Below are 21,693 nucleotides of genomic sequence, written 5' to 3'. Positions count from 1 at the left end.
TCCCGTGCAGGACGGTAGCAGCCCCGCGTCCGGCGGACAAGGACGGCGAGCGGCGAAAACTTGCCTGTTTGTCTCAAAAAAAACTTCGGGGAAGGGAAAAGGAACGTCACGGACGCGGGCCGCGCCGCTCGCGCCGGCGCCAGAACCGCAGGGTCAGCCGCACGACCAGCCAGGCCGCCGCGAGCATGAGCAGAAAGGCCGGCCCGAGCACGCCCCAGGAATGGCGCGAGGCGCCGACCCAGAGGCCGCTGGCCCAGAAGAGCAAAAAGACGCCCGCAAGAAAGGCGCCGTAGCCGAACGCGCGGCGAAAGCCCGTTTCCCAGAAGAAATTGATGGCTCCCGCCGCCGCGCAGGCAGCGGCCAGCCAGAGCGCGCACAGGGCGATGAGCAGGGGAAATTCCGGCATGGAGCCTCCGAAGCGGGGGCGAGGGTCACCGGCGCCGGAACCGGCACGCGGAGAGCGGGAAAGGAACGACGGATGCTGCGGGCAGCGCCCGGCCGCCGGTGCAGGGCCGCGCGGGGCCGGGTCTCTCCCGGCCCCGCAAATGGCCCGAACGGCTACGCGTAGGGGTTGGCGTACAGCAGGATGAAGCTGATGACCAGAGCGTAGATAGCCAGGGATTCGATGAAGGCGAAGCCGAGGATCATGGTACCCGTGATCTTGCCGCTCACTTCGGGGTTGCGGGCCACGCCCTCGGTGGCGCCCTTGAGGCCCAGGCCCATGCCGATGCCGCAGCCGAAGGCCGCGATGCTGATGCCCAGGGCCGCCGCAAGGCAGGTGAAGCCGAGGGATTCGGAATTGAGCGGTTCGCCGGCGAAGGCCAGCCCGGCCATGCCGACCAGGGCGACGGTGTTGAGGGCAACCATCAGAAATTTACGCATGGAACACTCCTTCCACGTTGTATTGTTGGGTCGCGTGCGACCATTCCCCCGTCATTGGCCGACCTAATGCTCCGGCCCTTCCAGGGCGCCGGAGATGTAGAACATGGTCAGCATGAAGAACACGAAGGCCTGCATGCTCTTGCCGAGCAGGAAGAGTCCGTAGATGGGCAGCGTCCCGAGCAGGGGCGCCATGACGAAGAAGAGGATGATGACGATCTCCTCGCCCCGGATATTGCCGAAAAGTCGCAGGGAAAGCGAGACCGGCCGCGACAGGTGCGAAACGATCTCCAGCGGGAACATGAGCGGGATGAGGAACTTGGAAGGCCCGAGGAACTGGTTGATATAGTGCGCCTTCCAGCGCGCAAGCCCCACCCAGTTGTAGTAGAGGAAAACGAAGAGCGCCATGCACACCGTGGTGTTCAGGTTGGCCGTGGGCGCGTCGCACCCGGGAATGAGTCCAAGGATGTTCATGCCGAAAATATAGATAAGCATGCCCGCGAGCAGGGGCACATACTTGTGCCCCACCTCGCCCATGGAGGCGCAGATGAAGCGCTCCACGGTGTCGATGACGGACTCGAAGAAATTTTGCAGCCCGCCGGGCACAAGGGTCAGGCGGCGGCGCAGGATGAGGGCCACGCCGAAGAGCACGGCCATGCACAGCCAGGAATAGAACACGTGCTTGAAGGGCACGAGCTGGCCGCCGATGGTGATTTCATCCATCCCGAGAAAGGTGGAGAGCAATACCGGTTCCGGCAAACTGCCTGCCATGATGAGCCTCCTCGTCGGCCTGCGCCGTCACGACCGTTCCTGAAACGGCGCGGGTCCTCCGCGCCCGTGATCCATCCCCGAAATCCCGCCCGGAAAGGGCGTCACCTCTCCGCGGCGCGCGAGCTTGCGGCATAGCTGACAAGCCCCACGACAAGCCCCGCGGCAAGCCCCGCCGCCAGCGCCGTTGCGGACGCGCCCACGCGCATGGACCCGTAGAGCGCCAGCGCGAATACCAGCATCCGCAACGCCCAGCGCAGGAGCGCGCCAGCAAGCGCCCCCGGCGGGAAGGCCGCGCCCGGACCCCGCAGAAAAAACCGCGCCCAGCTCCAGAAGATCCAGGCCATGCAGGCCACGCCCGCCCCGAACCACAGGAACCACGGCGTGACCGCCACGAGCGCGCCCCCGGCCAGAAGCGCCAGGACGGCGGCGGCGGCCTCGTGGCACAGCAGGGCGCGGATGGCGGGAGGACGGACGCCCCGGCGCCAGAGCCACGCATCCAGCGGCGCAAGGGGCGAAGAAAATCCGCGCGTCATTTCCCTCCGTTCCCGTCTCCGGGCGGCGCCCCCGCGGATGGGGGCTTCGGGGAGGCTTCCGCCCCGGCGCCGCCGGGCGCATGCCCGCCCCCCGGCCGCCCGCGCTCCAGCTTTCGCAGGAGCGCCTGCGTATCCCGATAGACATTGAGAAAGCCCGCGCCAATGCCCACCAGCAAAAACCCGATCTTGCACCACGGGCTGGTGCCGAGCCACACGTCCAGCCCGTATCCGATGGCAAAGCCCACAAGCGGCCCGCTCACCAGATGCAGGCCGATGACGCCCGTGGTAGCCATGGCCCGCATGCCGTCCCGCTGCTGGCCGAAAAAATCCTTGAGGGACACCCGCGCTCCCGGCATGCCGGATGCGCCTCCCGGGCGGTGCCCGGCACCGCGCATCCGTCTTGTCTCTTCTTTCGCGGTGACCCTAGCACGAACAGGGGACCGCGTCAACAGGCTCCGGAAAAATCCGTGCATCCCGCCGGCCGGACCGGCGACAGGCGCGCCCGGCGCTGCTCGCCGCCGCCCCGCGCGTCACGCGCGCCCCCTGTTGCGCCACGAGGCGAGAGCGGGTATAGTGCGCCCCGGCGCCCGCCGCGCCAAAACCCAAGGAGTTTTCAGGATGAAACCTGCCATGCGTTTTCCGCTCGCGCTCTGCCTCGCCCTGGCGGCCCTTGTCTGGTGCGCCGGCGCCGACGCCGCCCAGCCGGCGCAAAAGACCTTTGTCATCGCGCCGTTTGCGGTGCATGCGCCGCAAAGCTACACCTATCTTTCCAAGGCCGTGCCCGGCACCATTCAGGGCAAGCTCAACAGGCCCGGCGTTCTGGAGGGCCGCACCCTTCAGGGCAAGGCCGCTTCCGCCGCCGAGGCGCGCAAGGCCATGACCGCCGCCGGCGCGGACTATGCCGTCTGGGGAACGGTCAACGTCATGGGCAATGACTGCTCCATTGAAGTCAACTGCGTGGACAAGGCCGGCAAGACCTGGAACCGCACCGCCGAAGCCCCGGTGAGCGGACTTACCGGCGCGGTGCAGAACCTGAGTTCCGCCCTGGGTTCCGAGGTCATGGGCGTGACCGTGGCCGCCAAGCCCGCCTTCATGATGCGCCAGCCCGGCCAGACCGCCCCCGCCGGGGCGCGCGCGGGCGGCGGCGAAATCATCGTCAACGAGACGGGCCAGCAGCAGACCTATCTCAACCCGCAGTTCCGGTATCAGGGCGCGGGCGCCAGCGACGGCTCGCGCCTGCGCAGCCAGCGCATCAAGGAGAACATGGTGGATATGGCCGTGGCCGACTTCAACGGCGACGGCAAGAACGAGATCGCGGTCCTGGGCGACCACGACCTCACCATCTACCTCTGGGAGACGGGGGGCCGGCTCAAGCAGCTGGGCCGCACCGTCGTTTCCGCCTCCAACCTCAACTTCTCCATGCGCGCCATGGACATCAACCGCGACGGCGCGGCGGACCTTGTGGTCGCCACGTTTGAGGAAGACGGCAACCGCCCCTATTCCTATTTCTATTCCTTCAAGGGCAACAAGCTGGCCCAGTGCGCCGAGCGCATCCCCTATTTCGCCAGCGTCATGCGCGTGCCGCCCAACTTCTCGCCGGTCCTGGTGGGCCAGGGCTATGACAGCATCAAGCTCTTCGCCCCCGGCGTCCACCAGCTCGTCAGGTCGGGCAACAAATACACCCTCGGCGCGCGCTTCAGCCTGCCCGCCGGAGCCACGGTCTTCAATGTGGCCTGGATCCCCGCGGGCAAGGAAGGCTCCGACCTCATCGCCATGCTCACCGACGACGAGCGCGTCAAGCTCTTCCAGGGCAACGGCACAAGCCCCATCCACACCACCATGGAACGCTTCTCCGGCTCGGCCACGGGCATGGACTTTTACAAGACCATGCCCGGACTCGGCATCGACCGCAACGGCCAGCTCCCCGGCAAGATTTACGCGCCCATGCGTATGATCGCCGCGGACCTCGGCCGCACCGGCGAGCAGGTGCTCATCCTCAACAAGCCCATCTCCACGGCCTCGCAGTTCTTTGACCGCTACCGCTTCTTCCCGCAGGGCGAGATCCATGCCCTCTACTGGGACGGCGTGGGCCTGGGACTCAAATGGAAGACGCGGCGCATCCGCGGTTCCGTGGCCGAGATCGACCTCGCCGACGTGACCAACGACGGCATCCTCGACCTGGTCGTGGGCGTCAACACCTCGCCGGAGCTGGGCGTCGGCAGCAGGCAGTCCATGATCCTCGCGTATCCGCTCGACGTTTCCCAGATGGACCCCAATGTCCCGGCGGACATGAGCGATTTCGAGGTCAATCCCAACCGCTAGGGCGCTCATGATGGCAGCGAACTGATCGAACAGAGACAGTTTCAATCAGCAATGCTCCCGGCGGACGCGCCGGAGACCGCGCGGGCCTGGCCCCGCGCCACGCGCAAGGAGGCAGCGTGCGTATTCTCGTCATCGGTTCCGGAGGTCGCGAGCACGCGCTCGCCTGGAAACTCGGGCAAAACGCCGAAGCGCTCTTCGTGGCGCCCGGCAACGGCGGCACGGAGTCCGACGGCGTGCGTAACGTGCCCCTGGCCGTGGACGACCTCGACGGCCTTGCGGACTTCTGCCGGCGCGAGCATATCGACCTCGCCGTGCCCGGCCCGGAGCTGCCCCTGACCCTCGGCATCACCGACCGGCTCATGGCCGCGGGCATCCCCTGCTTCGGGCCGGACGCGTACTGCGCGCAGCTTGAAGGCAGCAAGAGCTTCGCCAAGGAGGTCATGGCCGCGGCCGGCGTGCCCACGGCCGTGAGCGCGGTCTTCACGGACGCCGACGCCGCGCGGGAACATATCCGCAACTGCGCCGTGCCGCCGGTCATCAAGGCCGATGGCCTTGCCGCCGGCAAGGGCGTGGTGGTGGCGCGCACCACCCGGGAAGCGCTGGACGCCGTGGACGCCATGCTGGAAAGCCGGGCCTTCGGCGCGGCGGGGGAGCGCATCCTGCTGGAGGAACGCCTCACCGGGGAGGAAGTCTCCCTCCTCTGCCTCTGCGACGGCGAACGCGCGGCGCCCCTGCCCTCGGCGCAGGACCACAAGGCCGCCTGGGACAACGACGAAGGACCCAACACCGGCGGCATGGGCGCCTACAGCCCGGCCCCCGTCCTGCCGGACGCCGGCCTGGACGCCCTGGCCGATGTGGCGGTGCGCCCGGTGCTGCGCGAACTGGCGCGGCGGGGCCATCCCTTCAGGGGCGTGCTCTATGCCGGACTCATGATGACGCCGGACGGTCCCAGGGTGCTGGAGTACAATGTCCGCTTCGGCGACCCGGAATGCCAGCCCCTGCTCATGCGCCTTGACGGCGATCTGGCGGCCCTCATGCTGGACTGCGTCCACGGCCGCCTCGACCCGGCGCGCCTTTCCTGGAGCGACAGGACCGCTCTGGGCGTGGTGCTGGCGGCCAAGGGCTACCCCGGCAGCTACCCCAAGGGCATGCCCATCGAAGGCCTCGCCGCGGCGGACGCGCTCCCGGGGGTCAAGGTCTTCCACAGCGGCACGCGCGCGGAGGGCGGGTCCATCGTGTCCGCCGGGGGCCGCGTGCTCTGCGTCACGGCCCTGGGCGACGGCCTTGCCGACGCGCAGGCCCGGGCCTATGCCGCACTGGAAAAACTCCGCATGCCCGACGCCTTCTACCGGCGGGACATCGGCGCCAAGGGGCTGCGGCACCTGGCCCGCAAGGCCTGAGACTCAAAGGAGGCGCCCATGGCGCATGTGGTCATCATCATGGGTTCGCAGTCGGATGAACCCACCATCGCGCCCTGCGCGGAAATCCTGCGCGAACTCGGCGTGCCCTTTGTCATGACCGTGAGTTCGGCGCACCGCACGCCGGAACGCACCGAGGCCCTTGTGGCGCAGGAAGAGGCCGCCGGCGCGCGGGTCTTCATCTGCGCGGCGGGCATGGCCGCCCATCTGGCAGGGTCCGTTGCCGCGCGCACCTTGCGGCCGGTCATCGGCATCCCCGTGACCGGCTCGGCCCTGGGCGGCATGGACGCCCTGCTCTCCACCGTGCAGATGCCTCCGGGCTTCCCCGTGGCAACGATGGCCCTGGACAAGGCCGGGGCGCGCAATGCGGCCTGGCTCGCGGCGCAGATCCTCGCCCTGGAGGACGCCGCCCTTGCGGACAGGCTGGCGGCGGCCCGCCGGAAGATGCGCGAGGCCGTCATCAGCGCCGGGGAAGAGATGCGCCGCAACTATGCCTGACGGGCCGGAGGGGCCTGACGGGCCGGACGCGGCACCAGGGGGTCCGGCGCCGCGCTCAGCATCCCGCGTCGGGAACGCGCAGGGCCACGCCCACCGGGCAGTGGTCCGAGCCGTGGACCCCGCTTTCGATCCAGGCGTCGGCAATGGCCGGGGCCAGCTCTTCGGAAACAAAGAAATAGTCGAGCCGCCAGCCCACGTTGCGCGCCCGCGCCCGCGTCTTGTACGACCACCAGGTATACTGCCCCGGCGCATCGCCGTGGACATGGCGGAAGCTGTCCACATAGCCCAGCGCCTTGAAACGCCGCATGAAGTCGCGCTCCACGGGCAGAAAGCCCGTGTTTTTCTCGTTGTCCTTCGGACGGGCGAGGTCGATGGGTTCGCAGGCGATGTTGAAATCCCCGCAGACCACGACGGGCTTGGTTTCACGGCATTTCTGGGCATAGGCCGCAAAGGCCTCGAAAAAGCCCATCTTGTAGTCCAGCCGCTTGAAGCCCCCGGTGGGGCGTCCGTCCGCGTCCACTTCCTCCGCGCCGCCGTTGGGGAAATAGCCGTTGAAATAGTGGAACCACGGAAATTCGAGATGGAGCAGCCGCCCCTCGCCCCGCCAGCGGGGATCGGGCAGCTCCGCCGCGACGGCCAGCGGCGGGATGCGGCTGAAGACCGCCACGCCGGAATAGCCCTTGCGGACGGTGGAGGCATCCCACCATGCCTGCCAGCCCTCCGGCTCGCGCACGGCATCGGGGAGCTGCTCGGGAGCGGCCTTGGTCTCCTGCAGGCCCACCACCTGCGCCTCCGTCTCGCGGAACCAGCGCCAGTCCGGCTTGGCCGACACCGCGCGCACGCCATTGACATTCCAGGAAACAAGCTTGACGAGCATGACGCCTCCCGCGCCAGCATAGCCGCAGGCGCCGGACAAGGGCAAGCCCCGGCGCCCGGCCGCGCGGGCATTGCGGCGCCCGCGCTTTTGCGTTAAGCAAAACGAGGGCCGCCCGGGCGGCCACCACGCATGGAGGGAGCACCTATGGATCTTCTGCCTGTTCGGCGCGCCATTCTCAGCGTCACGGACAAGAGCGGCCTCGCCGGGTTCGCCGCCTTTCTCGCCGCGCGCGGCGTGGAGCTTGTCTCCACCGGCGGCACGCAACGCATGCTGGAGGCCGAAGGGCTTCCGGTCACGGCGGTGAGCACGGTGACGGGCTTTCCGGAAATCCTCGGCGGACGCGTCAAGACGCTCCATCCCAAGATCCACGCGGGCATCCTCGCCAACAAGGATGAACCGTCCCACATGGAGACCCTGGCGGAAAAGGGCATCCGGCCCTTCGATCTCGTCTGCGTCAACCTGTATGACTTCGCGGGCGCGGTGGAACGCCGCCTCTCGCTCGAGCAGGCCGTGGAGGAGATCGACATCGGCGGGCCTTGCATGCTGCGCGCGGCGGCCAAGAACTTCCACAGCGTGCTCGTGCTGCCGTCGCCCCTGTGGTACGGCCCGGCCATGGAGGAACTGACCGCCCACGACATGGCCGTGGGTCTGGAGTTCCGGCAGGTCATGGCCTCCCGGGCGTTTGAGGCCACGTCGCGCTACGACGCGCTCATCGCCTCCTATCTCAGGCCGTGAGACCGGCGCCGGGGGTCCGTCATTCCCAGACCGGAAGGTAATCTCCAGGGGCTCAAGCCAAGCCAGCTTGCGGCCCTGAACCGGCTCTTCAACCGCCGCTTTCCCGCCGGGGACGTCTATACCGTTGACCAGGCGCGGGAGCTGGCTCTGCTCTCGCGCTCCCTGGGGCGCCAGATCGGCCTGCTCATCGACCGCAAGGGCCGCGTGCGGATGGTCATCGTGGGCGGCCCGGGCGGTATCCTCATCCCCGAGCTGCCGCGCGGGCGTGGCGCCCCCGGAGCCTCGCCGGCGGAGCCTGCGGCGCCCGCCTCCGGCACGCGTCCGCACCGCGCCGGGAACACGGCGGCGGCCCGGGCGGCGGTCCGCACGGCGCCGGCCTCGCGCCTGCGCGGCCTGCGCCTGCTCCACACCCATCTTTCGCCCGAAGGGCTGACGGAAGAGGACCTCATGGATCTCCTCTTCCTGCGGCTGGATGCCATCATCGCTCTCTGCGTCGACCCGGAAGGCGGACCCGTCCGCTGGCAGGCCGCCACGCTGGCGCCGGGCGGCGCCGCCGAGGCGGGCGCGCCCCCCTGCCGCCTGGAGGAGCCGCGCCCCTGGGACAGGACAACGGCGGATTTCGCGGCCCGCGCCGCAGAGATCGAGTCCGCGCTCACCGCCCTGCCCGCCGCTCCGGCTGCCGCGCACGGGGATGCCGCCCCCCGCGCGGGGCGCGCCCTGCTCGTCTCCGTGGCCGCGGAGCCACGGCCCGTGCAGGAGCAGCACCTCACCGAGCTGGCGGAGCTGGCGCGCACGGCCGGGCTGGCCGTGTGCGGACGCATCATCCAGCGCGTGACGCGCCCGGACCCGCGCTCCATTCTCGGCAAGGGCAAGCTCGCCGAACTGGAGGTGACGGCCCTGCGCGAGAATGCGGACATCCTCGTCTTCGACGGCGAGCTTTCGCCCGCCCAGATCCACAATCTCGCGGACATCACCGAGCGCAAGGTCATCGACCGCACCCAACTCATCCTCGATATCTTCGCCCAGCACGCGGCCTCGCGCGCCGGACGCCTTCAGGTGGAGCTGGCCCAGTTGCGCTATGTGCTGCCGCGCCTGGCGGGCCGCAACCGCGCGCTGGACAGGCTCATGGGCGGCGTGGGCGGACGCGGCCCCGGCGAAAGCCGCCTGGAGACGGACCGGCGCAAGGTGCGCGAGCGCATGACGCGCCTGAACCACGAGCTGGAAAAGCTCCGCCGCCAGCGCGGCCTGGCCCGGCGCGCGCGGCGCGACATCCCCCTGGCGGCGCTGGTGGGCTATACCAATGCGGGCAAGTCCACGCTGCTCAATACCCTCACGCGCTCCAGCGTCCTGGCGGAAAACCGGCTGTTCGCCACCCTTGACCCGGCCACGCGGCGCTTGCGCGTCCCCGGCGAGCGGGAAGTGGTGATCTCCGACACCGTGGGCTTTATCCGCAACCTGCCGCGCGAACTTGTGGACGCCTTCCGCGCCACGCTGGAAGAGCTGGCCGCGGCCGACTTTCTCATCCATGTGGCCGATGCCTCGCATCCCGACCTGCTCCAGCAGATCGCCTCCGTGGAACGCATCCTGGAAGATCTGGAGCTGCCCGCGGTGCCGCGCGTGCTTGTGCTCAACAAGTGGGACCGACTGCCGGACCCGGCGCGCGCGGAGCTGGCCGCGGCCTTTCCCCGGGCCATTCCCCTTTCCGCGCGCACAGGTCAGGGGCTGGAGGCGCTCCTGCACTGGCTGGAACGGGAGCTGGCGCTCAGAAGGGCGCTTCCCGTGGCGGCGCGCGGCCCGTGGCGGCCGGATGCCCCGGCGCCGGACGATGCCGGCGCGGAAGATGCCGGCCCGCCGCCCGGCCAGGTCCCCTTTCCCCTCCAGTGACGGCGCCGCACGGCGGCGACCCGGGCTTGCCTTTCGCGCCGCTCCGGCATAGAAGTATTTTCCATTTTTCAGATTCCAGTATACACTGCGGTTAATGGGTATTCCTCAAGTCCGTCTGGAGCGGAGCGACAGACGGATGCTGGTGCCGGAAGGATCCGAAAAAATACGATATTTCGGGGCTGGCAAGGAAGAGAAAACTTTTCGCGGGGAGTGTACTCACGTACTCGACCAGGAAAATTTTTCTCTGACGCAGCCAGCGCCGGAGCCATCCGAAGGGCGCGCCGCAGGCGCGTTTGCGTTGCCGCGCAACGCGCGGCTTACGCAAATGGACCGCAACGCGCAGCTGTTTTTGACGGAGAATTTCGGCAGTCCCCACACAGCAGAGGCGCACCACCAAACGCAAAAATGGTAAAGCCCTATTTTACGCCGCGTCCCGCGGCCGCGAAGGAGTCGCCATGCGTCCCGCATCCTGCGGCATTGCGCCGGAAGGCTGGCCCTGCATCGGCCTCGCCGTGTTCACGACCCTTGTCCTGTCCCTGCTGGGGTGCTGGCTCGCCGCCGCTCTCGGATGGGTCATCACCCTGTTCTGCCTGCACTTTTTCCGCGATCCCGAACGCGTGATCCCGCAGGCGCCGGGCCTGGCCGTCAGCCCCGCCGACGGCCGCGTCATCCGCATCGAGCCGCGCCCCGACCCCTTCAGCGGCAAGGAGCGGGTCTGCATCAGCATCTTCATGAACCTTTTCAGCGTCCATGTGAACCGCGCGCCCGTTGCCGCGCGCGTCAGCGAGGTGCGCTACTGGCCGGGCAAGTTCTTCAACGCCTCGCTGGACAAGGCCTCCACCGACAACGAGCGCTGCGGCTGGAGCCTTGCCGATGAGGACGGCCGCATGTGGACCATGGTGCAGATCGCGGGCCTTGTGGCCCGGCGCATCGTCTGCCGCGCCGAAGCGGGCGACGCCCTTGCCCGCGGCCAGCGCGTGGGCATGATCCGCTTCGGCTCCAGAGTTGACCTTTACCTGCCCGAAGGCTATGTTCCGGCGGTACAGCTTGGCGACAAGATCTTTGCCGGAGAAAGCCCCGTCGCCCGCCGCAGCGGGGACGGGTCCTGAGTCTTTCCGGCGTTGCGTCCCTTTCCAGCAGTGGTTATCCCCATGGACGACACTGAACGAAAAAAACCCGCCAAAGGCGCCTACCTGCTGCCCAACATGCTCACCACCCTGAGCATGTTCCTGGGTTTTCTCGCCATGGTCTGGGCGGGGCAGGGCAGGTTCGAGCAGGCGGGCATGGCGATCCTGGTCTCGGCCCTCATGGACGGCCTTGACGGCAAGGTGGCGCGGCTCACCAATACGGCGAGCGAATTCGGCGTCCAGTACGATTCCCTGGCCGATCTCGTGGCCTTCGGGCTGGCCCCGGCCATCCTTCTCTGGCACTGGCAGCTCTGCAATTTCGGGCGCGTGGGCGTGGCCGCGGCCTTCATCTATGCGGCCTGCGGCGCGCTCCGGCTGGCGCGCTTCAACGTGAGCACGGCCGTGACCGGCAAGCGCTTCTTCGTGGGGCTGCCCATCCCCGCGGGCGGCTGCACGGTGGTGACGTTCATCTTCTTCGCCGCGCTCTTCCCCGAATGGCTGAACACCTTCACCCCCTGCGCGGCCCTGCTGCTGGCGGTGGCGGTGGGCGTGCTCATGATCAGCCGCGTGCGCTATTTTTCCTTCAAGGAATACGACATCCTCACCGCGCACCCGGTGCGGAGCATGCTGGCCTTCCTCTTTCTCCTGGCGCTTGTGGTCTCCGTGCCGCGCGTCTTCGGCTTCGCCTACTGCGCCCTCTACATCGCCGGGGGCCTGGCCTACACCTTCGTCATCCTGCCGCGCCGCGACCGCAAGCTCCTGCGCTCCCTGTCACCGCAGGACCACTGACGGGGGCGGACGGAACCATTCCGCGGCCCACCAGGACCCGCCGCCACGCCCGCCGGCCCGAAGACGCCGCGCGAGGGGCGCGCCGGCGCCAGACGTGGAGCCGCGCTTCCATCCCTATCGTTTCGGAGGCATCCCATGGCTGATCGCGTCTTCTTTTTCGACACCACCCTGCGCGACGGCGAACAGTCGCCGGGCGCGACCATGAACTTTCAGGAAAAACTGCGCCTCGCCCATCAGCTCGAGGTGCTGGGCGTGGACATCATCGAGGCGGGCTTTCCCGCGTCCAGCCCCGGAGACTTCGAGGCGGTGCGCGCCATCGCCGCCCAGGCGGGGGAAAACGTCCAGATCGCCGGGCTTGCCCGGTGCGCGCAAAAGGATATCGACCGCTGCTGGGAGGCCGTCAGGGTGGCGAAGCAGCCCCGCATCCATACCTTCATCGCCACTTCCGCGCTGCATATGGAATACAAGCTTCGCAAGACCCCGGAGGAAGTGCTGGCCCTGGCGAAGGAATCCGTGGCGCGCTGCGCCTCCTACACGCCCAATGTGGAATTTTCCTGCGAGGACTTTTCCCGCTCCGACCCGGACTTCGTCTGCCGCGTGGTGGAAGCGGCCATCAACGCCGGGGCCACCACCATCAACCTGCCGGACACCGTGGGCTATGCCCAGCCCGACGAATTTGCCGCCATGGTGCGCCATGTGATGGAGCATACGCCCAACAGCGGCAAGGCCGTTTTCAGCGTCCACTGTCATGATGACCTGGGCCTGGGCGTTGCCAATACCCTGGCCGCCCTGCGCGCGGGCGCGCGCCAGGCGGAGGTGGCGCTCAACGGCATCGGCGAACGCGCGGGCAACGCCGCCCTGGAGGAAGTAGCCATGGCCCTGCATGTGCGCCATGACTACTACGGACTCAGGGACGGCATCAGGACCGAGCAGATCTATCCCACCTGCCGGCTGCTCTCCATCATCATCGGCCAGCCCATCCCCAACAACAAGGCCATCACCGGGGCCAACGCCTTCGCCCACGAGTCCGGCATCCATCAGGACGGCATGCTCAAGCACCGCGAGACCTACGAGATCATGACGCCCCAGGCGGTGGGCCGCAGCGCCACCCATCTCGTCATCGGCAAGCATTCCGGCCGCAACGCGGTCCGCAGCAAATTCGAGAGCCTGGGCTACGCGCTGGACGACGACCAGCTCAACCATGTCTTTGAAGCCGTCAAGCAGCTTGCGGACCGCAAGAAGCAGCTTCACGACGAAGACCTCATGGCCCTGGTGCAGCAGGAGGTCTACCGCATCCCCGACCGCCTGCGGCTCAGGCATGTCAGCGTGCAAAGCTCCGATTCCGGCGGCGTGCCGCCCACGGCCGCCGTGCTCATGGACGTGGCCGGCGAGGAGAAGAGCGGCGCGGGCTTCGGCGCCGGACCCATCGACGCGCTCTACAACGTCATCGCCGACCTGGCGGGCCGCCAGCCGGAGCTGGAACAGTATTCCATCAACGCCATCACCGGCGGCACGGACGCGCTCGGCGAAGTCACGGTGCGCCTGCGCGAGAACGGCCTTTCCGTGGTGGGCCGGGGCAATCACCCCGACATCCTCGTTGCCAGCGCCAGGGCCTTCGTGGATGCGCTCAACAATCTCGCCAAGCGCGAAGCGGAGGGCGAACGCCTCCATTCGCAGCATTCCTGAGCGGCCGTTGTCATGACCCTGCAGCAAAAGGAACAGACCATGCCCGGAACCCTTGCCCAGAAGATCCTCCAGCGCCACACGGACGAGCCGGTGGAGGACGGCGCCATCGTCCGCTGCCGTGTCTCGCTGGTGCTTGCCAATGACATCACCGGCCCGCTCGCCATCAAGTCCTTCCGGGGCATGGGCGCCGCGCGCGTCTTTGACCGGGACAGGATCGCCCTGGTCATGGACCATTTCACGCCGCAGAAGGACATCGACTCCGCCAATCAGGTCATGGTGAGCCGCCGCTTTGCCGAAGAGCAGGGCATCACCCACTACTACGAGGGCGGCACTTGCGGCGTGGAGCACACCCTGCTGCCGGAGCTGGGCCTGGTGGGCCCCGGCGATCTTGTCATCGGCGCCGACAGCCACACCTGCACCTACGGCGGCCTGGGCGCCTTCGCCACGGGCATGGGTTCCACCGACATCGCCGCGGGCATGGCCCTGGGCGAGACCTGGCTCAAGGTGCCCCCCACCATCCGCGTGGAATACAGCGGCACCCTGCCCCGCTGGCTGCGCGCCAAGGACCTCATGCTCCTGCTCATCGGCCGCATCGGCGTTGACGGCGCGCTGTACAAGGCGCTGGAATTCGGCGGCCCGGTCATCGACGGCCTGGGCGTGGAAGGGCGCCTGACCATGGCGAACATGGCTATTGAGGCGGGGGCCAAGGTGGGACTCTTCCCGGTGGATGCCATCACCCTGGCCTGGTGCGCGGAGCGCGGCCATGCCGTCGCGCCGGACCTTGCCGCCGGGTTCGCCGCCGACGCGGGCGCGGCCTATGAGTCCGTCGTGCGTCTGGACGTGACGGGCCTTGAGCCTGTGGTGGCCCGCCCGCACCTGCCCTCCAATGTGGTGCCTGTTTCGGAAGTGAAGGATGTGGCCGTCCAGCAGGTGGTCATCGGCTCCTGCACCAACGGCCGCCTGAGCGACATGCGCGACGCCGCCGAGGTCCTGCGCGGGCGCAAGGTGGACAAAAAGGTCCGCTGCATCGTCCTCCCCTCCACGCCGGAAGTGTGGAAAGCCTGCCTGAAGGAAGGACTCATGGAGGTCTTCATGGATGCGGGCTGCATCGTCGGACCCTGCACCTGCGGTCCCTGCCTGGGCGGCCACACGGGCATCCTCGGCGATGGCGAGACCGCCGTGAGCACCACCAACCGCAATTTCAAGGGCCGCATGGGCAGCCTGGACTCCCGCGTCTATCTGGCAAGCCCGGTGGTGGCCGCGGCCAGCGCCATCGCGGGCAAGGTCGCCGGACCCGCGCAGCTTGGCCTGTAAACGGGCACAGGAGAGAGCCACACATGCTGTACAAGGGCAAGGCCCACAAGGTGGGCGAACATGTGGATACGGACGCCATCATCCCGGCGCGCTTTCTTGTCACCGCCGATCCGCAGAAACTCGGCGAAAACTGCATGGCCGGCATCGAGCCTGACTGGGTGCGCCGCGTCCGCAAGGGCGACATCCTCGTGGCCGGGCGCAACTTCGGCTGCGGCTCCTCGCGCGAGCACGCCCCGCTCGCCATTCTGGGCGCGGGCATGCCCGTGGTGGTGGGGCACAGCTTCGCGCGCATCTTCTACCGCAATGCCTTCAACATGGGCCTGCCCCTGCTGGAAGTGGGCGACGCCATGGACGCCATCAACGATGGCGACGAGCTGGAAATCGACACCGCTTCGGGCCGCATCCGCGACCTGACCAACGGCGCGGAGATCGTCTGTCCGCCCCTGCCGGAATCCATGAGCAGGATCCTCGCCAGCGGCGGCCTGGTGGGCTATGTGAAAGAACGGCTCCAGCACGGGGAGTGAACGCCATGAACGCAAGCATCTGTCTTTTGCCGGGCGACGGCATCGGCCCGGAGATCCTGGCCCAGGGCGTGGCCGCGCTCAAAGCCGTGGCCCGGAAGTTCGGCCATGGGTTCACCTTTGCGGACGCGCTCATCGGCGGCGCCGCCGTGGATGCCTGCGGCGAACCGCTGCCGCGAGAGACCGTGACGCGCTGCCTGGAGTCCGACGCCGTTTATCTCGCCTCGGTGGGCGGGCCGAAGTGGGACGGGCTTGCGCCGCAGCAACGGCCGGAGCGCGGCCTGCTCGGCATCCGCAAGGCGCTGGGCCTTTTCGCCAACCTGCGCCCGGCCCTGCTCTTCCCCGAACTGGCCGGGGCCTGCCTGCTCCGCGAGGATATCGCGGCGCGCGGCCTGGACCTCATCGTGGTGCGCGAGCTTACGGGCGACATCTATTTCGGCGAACCGCGCGGGCAGGAGGTCCGCAACGGCCTGCGGACGGGCTTCAATACCATGCTCTACAACGAGGAGGAGATCCGCCGCATCGCCAGGGTCGCCTTTGAGACGGCCCGCGGACGCCGCGGGAAGGTCTGCTCCGTGGAGAAGAGCAACGTGCTGGAGACCTCCCGCCTGTGGCGGGAAGTGGTGCTGGAGACGCACGCGGACTATCGGGACGTGGAACTCTCCCACCTCTATGTGGACAACGCGGCCATGCAGCTCGTGCGCGATCCCTCGCAATTCGACGTCATCCTCACCGGCAATATCTTCGGCGACATCCTTTCGGACGAGGCCTCGGTCATCACCGGTTCGCTGGGCATGCTGCCCTCGGCCTCGCTCGGCGCGGGCGGTCCCGGCCTGTTCGAGCCTATCCACGGCTCCGCGCCGGACATCGCCGGACAGGACAAGGCCAACCCGCTCGCCACCATCCTTTCGGGCGCCATGCTCCTGCGCCTGGGCCTGCGCCTCCCCGCCGAAGCCGACTGCGTGGAGGCCGCCGTGCGCCGCACGCTGGCCGACGGCTTCCGCACCGCCGACATCATGGAGCCGGGCAAGACGCTGGTGGGCTGCGCGGAAATGGGGCGCAAGGTGGCGGAACGCATCGAAGGCTGAGATGCGCGTCCTCCTTGGCTGCGTCAACAGCAGCGTTTCCCTCGTGGGCTATGACCTGGAGGCCCGCGCGCCGTTCTGGTACTGCCCGGGCAATGTGCTGCGGGTCTGCGGCATCTGCGTGCATCAGGGCGCATTGTGGACGGCCTCGGACAATGCCGTGCAGCGCCTGGATGCGGCGGGATTGCGCGAGCTGCCGCTGCCCGGTCCGCATGACAACCTCGCGCACAGCATAAAACCGCTGGACCTGCCCGGCGAGTTTCCGCCGCGTTGCGCCCTGCCGCCGGAATACGCGGGCTGACGACGCAACGCGCGTCGGGCAAGCGTTCCTCTGAAGTGTGGATCTTTCAGATAGAACGTTTTGCTGCGGGCCTCCGCGGCCTGGGAGGACCTGCCCCTACAGGACCCGGTAATAGACCGCGGGTTCGCGCAGCAGGCCCGCGTCGGCGGCGCGGCCCAGGGCGCCGCTCATGGCGCGGGCCGTGGTCTCGTGGGTCATGAAGACGAGCGGCACGCCGCTGGTGCCGTCGCCGGCCTTCTGGATCATCTGGGCCACGCTGATGCCCTCGGCGGCCATGCAGCCGGAAATGTCCCGGAGCACGCCCGGCGTGTCCTCCACCATGACGCGCACATAGTAGGGCGAGCGCCAGTCCTCGGGCGGCACGATGGCCGCGCGCTCCAGTTCGCTTTCCGCAAAGCCGGTATTGTTGGGCCGTTCCTCGCGGGCCACGGCCATGAGGTCGGCCAGCACGGCCCCGGCCGTGGGCAGGCTGCCGGCGCCGCGCCCGTGGAAAAAGAGCGGCCCGGCGGCATTGGCGTCCACGCGCAGGGCGTTGTAGGCCCCGCCCACGCGCGCCAGAAGGAAGGTATGGTGCACCAGAGCGGGAAAGACCCCCGCCTCCAGCCGCAGGGGCGCGTCGCCGGCGGCGCCCGTTCCGCCGGCGGCAAGGCGCGCCTGCCCGATGAGCTTGATCCTGTAGCCGAACTCCCGCGCAAAGCGGATGTCCAGCGCGGCCATGCCCCGGATGCCGCGCACGGCGAGCGCGGCATAGGGATAATCCACCCCCCAGGCCAGGCGGATGAGCAGGACGAGCTTGTGCGCCGCGTCGTGGCCGTCGATGTCGAGCGTGGGGTCGGCCTCGGCGAAGCCGAGTTCCTGCGCCTGGCGCAGCGCTTCGCCGAACTCCACGCCGCTGGAGGTCATTTCCGAAAGGATATAGTTGCTCGTGCCGTTGAGGATGCCCATGAGCGACTCGATGCGGTTGCCCACCAGGCTTTCCTTGAGCGCCTGGACCACCGGGATGGCGCCGGCCACGCTCGCCTCGTAGCGCAGGATGCGCCGTTTGCGCCGCGCCAGACGGAACAGGGCGAGTCCGTCCTCGGCCAGCAGGGCCTTGTTGGCCGTGACCACATGCTTGCCGTGCTCCAGCGCCGCGCTGATGATGCCGCGCGCCGCGTCGATGCCGCCCATAAGCTCCACGAGGACATCGATCCCGGGATCATTGACCAGCCGGGCCGGGTCGGTGGTGAGCACCGCCCCGGGCGGCAGCGGCACCTCGCGCGCCTTGTGCGCGTCGCGCACGAGGACGGCCCTGACCGCCACATCCCTGCCCGTGCGCCGGCGGATGATGTCCGCGTTTTCCACCAGCAGGCGCCCAAGGCCGCTGCCCACAGTGCCGAAACCGGCCAGTGCCACGCCCAGAGGGCGGGTCTCGCTGCTCTTGCTCATTGGTCTTCCCGTCGCCGCAAACGATCCGTCTGCGAAGCTCACTCTCCCGCGCCCGACAGCAGACGCCGGATATTGCTGATGGCCTGCCGGGTGCGGTGTTCGTTTTCGATGAGCGCGAAGCGCACATATTCGTCGCCGTAGGAGCCGAAGCCCAGCCCCGGCGAGACCGCCACATGGGCCTCGGTGAGCAGGAGCTTGGAAAACTCCACGGAACCCATCTTGCGGAACGGTTCGGGGATGCGCGCCCAGACGAACATGGTGGCCTTGGGCGGCGTCGTTTCCCAGCCGATGCGGTTGAGTCCCTCCACCAGCTTGTCGCGCCGCTCGCGGTAGGTCTCGCGCACCTGGGCGACGCAGTCCTCCGGCCCGTTGAGCGCCACCGTGGCGGCGATCTGGATGGGCTGGAAGATGCCGTAATCGAGATAACTCTTGATGCGCGCCAGCGCATGGATGAGCCGGGGATTGCCCAGGCAGAAGCCCACGCGCCAGCCGGGCATGGAATAACTCTTGGAAAGGGTGGAAAATTCCACGCCCACGTCCTTGGCGCCCGGCACCTGGAGAAAGCTCGGGGCCTCGTAGCCGTCAAAGGTCAGGTCGGCATAGGCCAGGTCATGGATGACCCACAGCTGGTTCTCCCTGGCGAAATCCACCACCTTGCGGAAAAATTCGAGATCCGTCACCTCGGTGGTGGGATTGTGCGGGTAGCAGAGAAAGAGCAGCTTGGGCTTGGGCCACGCCTGCCGCGTGGCGGCGGTGAGGTCCTCGAAAAAGTCGCGCCCGTGGCCGATGGGCACGCTGCGCACATCCGCCCCGGCAATGATGGGCGCATATTTGTGGATGGGATAGGTGGGGTCGGGCGCCAGCACCACATCCCCCGGCTGGAGCATGGCAAGGCAGAGATGGGCCAGCCCCTCCTTGGAACCCATGGTGACGATGGCTTCCGAGTCCGGGTCCAGCTCCACGTCATACAGGCGGCGGTAGCGGTCGCAGATGGCCTTGCGGAGATTGGGAATGCCGCGGGAGAGCGAATAGCGGTGATTGACCGGCTTTTGCGCCGCCTCCGTGAGCTTGTCCACCACATGGGCCGGCGTGGGGATGTCGGGATTGCCCATGCTGAAGTCCACAATGTCGATATTCTGCCGCCGGAGCTTCATCTTCAGCTCGCCGACGACGGCAAAGACATAGGGTGGCAGGCGCTGGATGCGGGAAAACTCTTCCATGGCATGTCTCCGTTCGCCGCCCGGAAAGGCGGGAGAGGGGTGCGCGCGCCGGGGCGCCGGCGCGGCACGGTCGAAAAGACCGGTTGGTCAACATAGCCCACGGGTCGCCTTGCTGTAAAGGCATTTGCCGCCTTGCGCGAAACGGGGGACTTGCCAGCGGCGGAACAAGCCTCTATATGCGACCCATGGAACGCCCGACGTCCCCCACCCCGGCGGCATGGCCGCCGCGACCGCGCGCCGTTTCCGCGCCCCGGCCCCGCGCGGATGGCGGCCGCCCCCCCTGCGGAGCGCTGGCATGAAAGCCCCCCGCCCCGTGGCGCGTCTCGTCCGCCTGGCGCTGCCCCATCTTTCCACGTTCTTCTCCTTCAGCGCCATCCAGGCCGCCCAGCTCCTCCTGCCGCTCCTGGCGCTGCCCTGGCTCGCGCGCGTGCTCGGACCCCATGCCTTCGGCCTGCTCATGTACATGAGCCTCATCCCGCCGCTGGTCGCTCTGGTCATGGACTGGGGCTTTCCCTTCGGCGCGGCCCGCGAGGCCGCGCGCCTGCGGGGGGATCGGGAGGGCCTGGCCCGGCTCATGGGCGCGGTCTTTTCCGGCAGGCTGTTCCTGGCGCTGGCCTGCGTGGCGGCCAGCCTCGCCCTGCTGCCGCTGGTGCCCCATGCGCGGGAGCATCCCGCGGCCTACGGACTCGCCGTCCTCATGGGCATTGGCCGGGGCATCAGCCCGGTCTGGTTTTTCCAGGGCGTGGGCCAGGGCATGCGCCGCATGGCCGCCTGGGACGTGGGTTCCTCGCTCGGCGCCCTGGCGCTCACCTTCCTCTGCATCCGCAGGCCGGAAGCCTGGCCGCTCTACCTGCTCTTTGCCGCGCTCTGCAAGGGGCTTGTCTATGCCGGCCTTTCCCTCGGACTCATGCGCGCCTGGGGGGCGCGCCTGAGCCTTGCGGCCGGCTGGCGCGCCCTCGGCCGCACGCGCACGCTCTTTGCCGGGTCCGTGGCGCCGGTCCTTTCCACCAGCGGCGGCCAGCTCGTGCTCGGCTACTTTCTCACTGCCGCCGACATGGGCCTGCTCGTGGCCGTGAACAAGATCGTCCGCGCGCTGGTCAGCCTGCTCAAGCCGGCGGTCCAGACGCTCTTCCCGGAACTCTGCGCCCTGCGCGGGCGGCGCTCGCCCCGCACGGCGCGCCTCCTCCTGCTTTTCACGGGCGCATCCACCGGCTGCATGCTGCTCGCGGCGGCCCTGGCGTGGCTCACCGCGCCCTGGCTCATCCGTCTGGCCCTCGGGGCGGGCTATGACGAAGCCGTCCCCGTGCTCCGGCTGATGCTCCTGCTCGCGCCCCTGCTCGGCTGCGACATGGTCCTGGGCGCGCAGGTGCTGGTGCCGCTGGGCCTGGAGCGCGCGCAGACCCTGGTGCAGTGGGGCGCGGCGCTCCTCGGCCTGCCTCTGGCCGCCCTGCTGGGCGCCCGCTTCGGCCTCGCGGGGGGCGCGCTGCTGCCCGTGGCCGTGGAGGCGCTCACCTTTCTGGGGCTGACGGCCTGCATCCTGCGTTTCTGCCCCGGCGCCCTCATCCCCGGCGCACGTCTGCCGGCCAGGCGAGATATTTCTCCAGAAACCCCTTTACAAAGGTGAGAATCTGCCTTAAATAGGAATTGCTCCTGTTTATAGGACACCATCGAAACATGAGGAGGAAATCCATGAGCAAAACCGACCAGAACCTGATGGACGCCTTTGCCGGCGAATCCCAGGCCAACCGCAAATACCTCGCCTTCGCCAAGGCCGCCGATCAGGAGGGCATGCCCCAGATCGCCAAGCTCTTCCGCGCCGCCGCCGCCTCCGAGACCGTTCACGCCCTGAACCACCTCAAGAACGCGGGCAAGATCGGCACCACCGCCGAGAACCTCAAGGACGCCCTCGCCGGCGAGACGCACGAATACACCAAGATGTACCCCGAGATGATCAGGGACGCCGAAGCCGAAGGCAAGACCGCCGTGGCAAAATACTTCGGCTACGTCAACAAGGTGGAGGAGATCCACGCCAGCCTGTACAAGAAGGCCATGGAGAATCCCTCCAAGATCTCCAACGAGGACTATTACGTCTGCAAGATCTGCGGCTACACCCATCAGGGTCCGGTGGAGTCCTGCCCTGTCTGTGGCGCGGGCGCCGCGGCCTTCTTCAAGGTCGGGGAGTGCTGCCAGTAACGGCCCGGGCAACCGCCCTTTCCGGGCCGGCCGCCATGCACTGGCGGCCGGCCTTTTTTGTACTGTTCTCCCTGGTCGTGTTGCGCTTTTGGGTCAATGACGCGCCTGTGTC

General features: G+C 68.3%; 23 protein-coding genes. 15 read left to right on the top strand and 8 right to left on the bottom strand.

Annotated elements, in window-relative coordinates; translation table 11 throughout:
* Nucleotides 1-106: 106 nt before the first annotated feature.
* From QZ294_RS00785 to QZ294_RS00765, 5 genes are all read right to left on the bottom strand, one after another.
* Nucleotides 107-406, bottom strand: coding sequence for a hypothetical protein (locus tag QZ294_RS00785; protein ID WP_297045278.1), 300 nt, complete (start codon nucleotides 404-406; stop codon nucleotides 107-109).
* 152 nt (nucleotides 407-558) lie between these two features.
* Complete coding sequence (gene atpE / locus QZ294_RS00780) at nucleotides 559-882, bottom strand: ATP synthase F0 subunit C (protein WP_297045275.1); 324 nt, start codon at nucleotides 880-882, stop codon at nucleotides 559-561.
* A 63-nt stretch (nucleotides 883-945) separates the two neighbouring features.
* Nucleotides 946-1,650, bottom strand: coding sequence for a F0F1 ATP synthase subunit A (gene atpB / locus QZ294_RS00775; RefSeq protein WP_297045271.1), 705 nt, complete (start codon nucleotides 1,648-1,650; stop codon nucleotides 946-948).
* 101 nt (nucleotides 1,651-1,751) lie between these two features.
* Complete coding sequence (locus tag QZ294_RS00770; RefSeq protein ID WP_297045268.1) at nucleotides 1,752-2,183, bottom strand: hypothetical protein; 432 nt, start codon at nucleotides 2,181-2,183, stop codon at nucleotides 1,752-1,754.
* Nucleotides 2,180-2,524 (bottom strand): AtpZ/AtpI family protein, encoded by a 345-nt coding sequence (locus tag QZ294_RS00765; RefSeq protein ID WP_297045266.1) that lies wholly within the window; start codon nucleotides 2,522-2,524, stop codon nucleotides 2,180-2,182. Before QZ294_RS00765 ends, QZ294_RS00770 begins: the two co-directional genes overlap by 4 nt.
* A 289-nt stretch (nucleotides 2,525-2,813) precedes the next feature.
* Here QZ294_RS00765 and QZ294_RS00760 point away from each other — a divergent pair, with 289 nt between their 5' ends.
* The 3 genes from QZ294_RS00760 to purE all read left to right on the top strand — a co-directional run bounded on the left by QZ294_RS00760 (nucleotide 2,814) and on the right by purE (nucleotide 6,421).
* Nucleotides 2,814-4,505 (top strand): VCBS repeat-containing protein, encoded by a 1,692-nt coding sequence (locus tag QZ294_RS00760; protein ID WP_297045263.1) that lies wholly within the window; start codon nucleotides 2,814-2,816, stop codon nucleotides 4,503-4,505.
* A 116-nt stretch (nucleotides 4,506-4,621) separates the two neighbouring features.
* The gene (gene purD / locus QZ294_RS00755) at nucleotides 4,622-5,905 is read left to right on the top strand and encodes a phosphoribosylamine--glycine ligase (RefSeq protein ID WP_297045260.1); all 1,284 of its coding nucleotides are present in this window, start codon (nucleotides 4,622-4,624) and stop codon (nucleotides 5,903-5,905) included.
* Between the two features lie 18 nt (nucleotides 5,906-5,923).
* On the top strand, nucleotides 5,924-6,421 hold the full coding sequence (gene purE, locus QZ294_RS00750; protein WP_297045258.1) for a 5-(carboxyamino)imidazole ribonucleotide mutase: 498 nt from the start codon (nucleotides 5,924-5,926) through the stop codon (nucleotides 6,419-6,421).
* A gap of 55 nt (nucleotides 6,422-6,476) precedes the next feature.
* On the opposite strand, the gene QZ294_RS00745 is transcribed toward purE, so the two are convergent.
* Nucleotides 6,477-7,298 carry an exodeoxyribonuclease III gene (locus tag QZ294_RS00745; RefSeq protein WP_297045255.1) on the bottom strand — a complete coding sequence of 274 codons (822 nt, stop codon included), beginning with the start codon at nucleotides 7,296-7,298 and terminating at the stop codon, nucleotides 6,477-6,479.
* Between the two features lie 144 nt (nucleotides 7,299-7,442).
* Between QZ294_RS00745 and QZ294_RS00740 the strand changes: the two genes are divergently transcribed.
* From QZ294_RS00740 to QZ294_RS00695, 10 genes are all read left to right on the top strand, one after another.
* Entirely contained in the window at nucleotides 7,443-8,033 is a 591-nt protein-coding gene (locus tag QZ294_RS00740; protein ID WP_297045252.1) for an IMP cyclohydrolase, read from the top strand.
* A gap of 210 nt (nucleotides 8,034-8,243) precedes the next feature.
* Entirely contained in the window at nucleotides 8,244-9,917 is a 1,674-nt protein-coding gene (hflX, locus tag QZ294_RS00735; RefSeq protein ID WP_297045409.1) for a GTPase HflX, read from the top strand.
* Nucleotides 9,918-10,053: 136 nt separating this feature from the next.
* Nucleotides 10,054-10,329 (top strand): hypothetical protein, encoded by a 276-nt coding sequence (locus tag QZ294_RS00730; RefSeq protein ID WP_297045249.1) that lies wholly within the window; start codon nucleotides 10,054-10,056, stop codon nucleotides 10,327-10,329.
* 43 nt (nucleotides 10,330-10,372) lie between these two features.
* Nucleotides 10,373-11,026, top strand: coding sequence for a phosphatidylserine decarboxylase family protein (locus tag QZ294_RS00725; protein ID WP_297045246.1), 654 nt, complete (start codon nucleotides 10,373-10,375; stop codon nucleotides 11,024-11,026).
* Nucleotides 11,027-11,068: 42 nt separating this feature from the next.
* Complete coding sequence (gene pssA / locus QZ294_RS00720) at nucleotides 11,069-11,833, top strand: CDP-diacylglycerol--serine O-phosphatidyltransferase (protein WP_297045242.1); 765 nt, start codon at nucleotides 11,069-11,071, stop codon at nucleotides 11,831-11,833.
* 135 nt (nucleotides 11,834-11,968) lie between these two features.
* Nucleotides 11,969-13,519, top strand: coding sequence for a 2-isopropylmalate synthase (locus QZ294_RS00715; RefSeq protein ID WP_297045239.1), 1,551 nt, complete (start codon nucleotides 11,969-11,971; stop codon nucleotides 13,517-13,519).
* A 39-nt stretch (nucleotides 13,520-13,558) separates the two neighbouring features.
* Complete coding sequence (locus tag QZ294_RS00710; protein WP_297045237.1) at nucleotides 13,559-14,833, top strand: 3-isopropylmalate dehydratase large subunit; 1,275 nt, start codon at nucleotides 13,559-13,561, stop codon at nucleotides 14,831-14,833.
* A gap of 23 nt (nucleotides 14,834-14,856) precedes the next feature.
* Nucleotides 14,857-15,357: a 3-isopropylmalate dehydratase small subunit gene (locus QZ294_RS00705; RefSeq protein WP_297045234.1), complete on the top strand. Its 501-nt coding sequence runs from the start codon at nucleotides 14,857-14,859 to the stop codon at nucleotides 15,355-15,357.
* A 5-nt stretch (nucleotides 15,358-15,362) separates the two neighbouring features.
* Complete coding sequence (leuB, locus tag QZ294_RS00700) at nucleotides 15,363-16,442, top strand: 3-isopropylmalate dehydrogenase (protein WP_297045231.1); 1,080 nt, start codon at nucleotides 15,363-15,365, stop codon at nucleotides 16,440-16,442.
* Nucleotide 16,443: 1 nt separating this feature from the next.
* Nucleotides 16,444-16,740, top strand: coding sequence for a hypothetical protein (locus QZ294_RS00695; RefSeq protein ID WP_297045228.1), 297 nt, complete (start codon nucleotides 16,444-16,446; stop codon nucleotides 16,738-16,740).
* Between the two features lie 96 nt (nucleotides 16,741-16,836).
* Here QZ294_RS00695 and QZ294_RS00690 read toward each other — a convergent pair whose 3' ends face one another.
* Nucleotides 16,837-18,168, bottom strand: a complete 1,332-nt coding sequence (locus QZ294_RS00690; protein WP_297045225.1) for a homoserine dehydrogenase — start codon at nucleotides 18,166-18,168, stop codon at nucleotides 16,837-16,839.
* 38 nt (nucleotides 18,169-18,206) lie between these two features.
* Nucleotides 18,207-19,388 carry an aminotransferase class I/II-fold pyridoxal phosphate-dependent enzyme gene (locus QZ294_RS00685; protein ID WP_297045222.1) on the bottom strand — a complete coding sequence of 394 codons (1,182 nt, stop codon included), beginning with the start codon at nucleotides 19,386-19,388 and terminating at the stop codon, nucleotides 18,207-18,209.
* A gap of 295 nt (nucleotides 19,389-19,683) precedes the next feature.
* Between QZ294_RS00685 and QZ294_RS00680 the strand changes: the two genes are divergently transcribed.
* Both QZ294_RS00680 and QZ294_RS00675 read left to right on the top strand, forming a co-directional pair.
* Nucleotides 19,684-21,012 carry a lipopolysaccharide biosynthesis protein gene (locus QZ294_RS00680; RefSeq protein ID WP_297045217.1) on the top strand — a complete coding sequence of 443 codons (1,329 nt, stop codon included), beginning with the start codon at nucleotides 19,684-19,686 and terminating at the stop codon, nucleotides 21,010-21,012.
* Between the two features lie 65 nt (nucleotides 21,013-21,077).
* Nucleotides 21,078-21,581 (top strand): rubrerythrin family protein, encoded by a 504-nt coding sequence (locus QZ294_RS00675; RefSeq protein ID WP_297045214.1) that lies wholly within the window; start codon nucleotides 21,078-21,080, stop codon nucleotides 21,579-21,581.
* Nucleotides 21,582-21,693 lie beyond the last annotated feature (112 nt).

Source organism: uncultured Desulfovibrio sp. (assembly GCF_910584445.1).
Classification (GTDB): domain Bacteria; phylum Desulfobacterota; class Desulfovibrionia; order Desulfovibrionales; family Desulfovibrionaceae; genus Desulfovibrio.
This window is presented reverse-complemented; position numbering and strand designations above follow the sequence as displayed.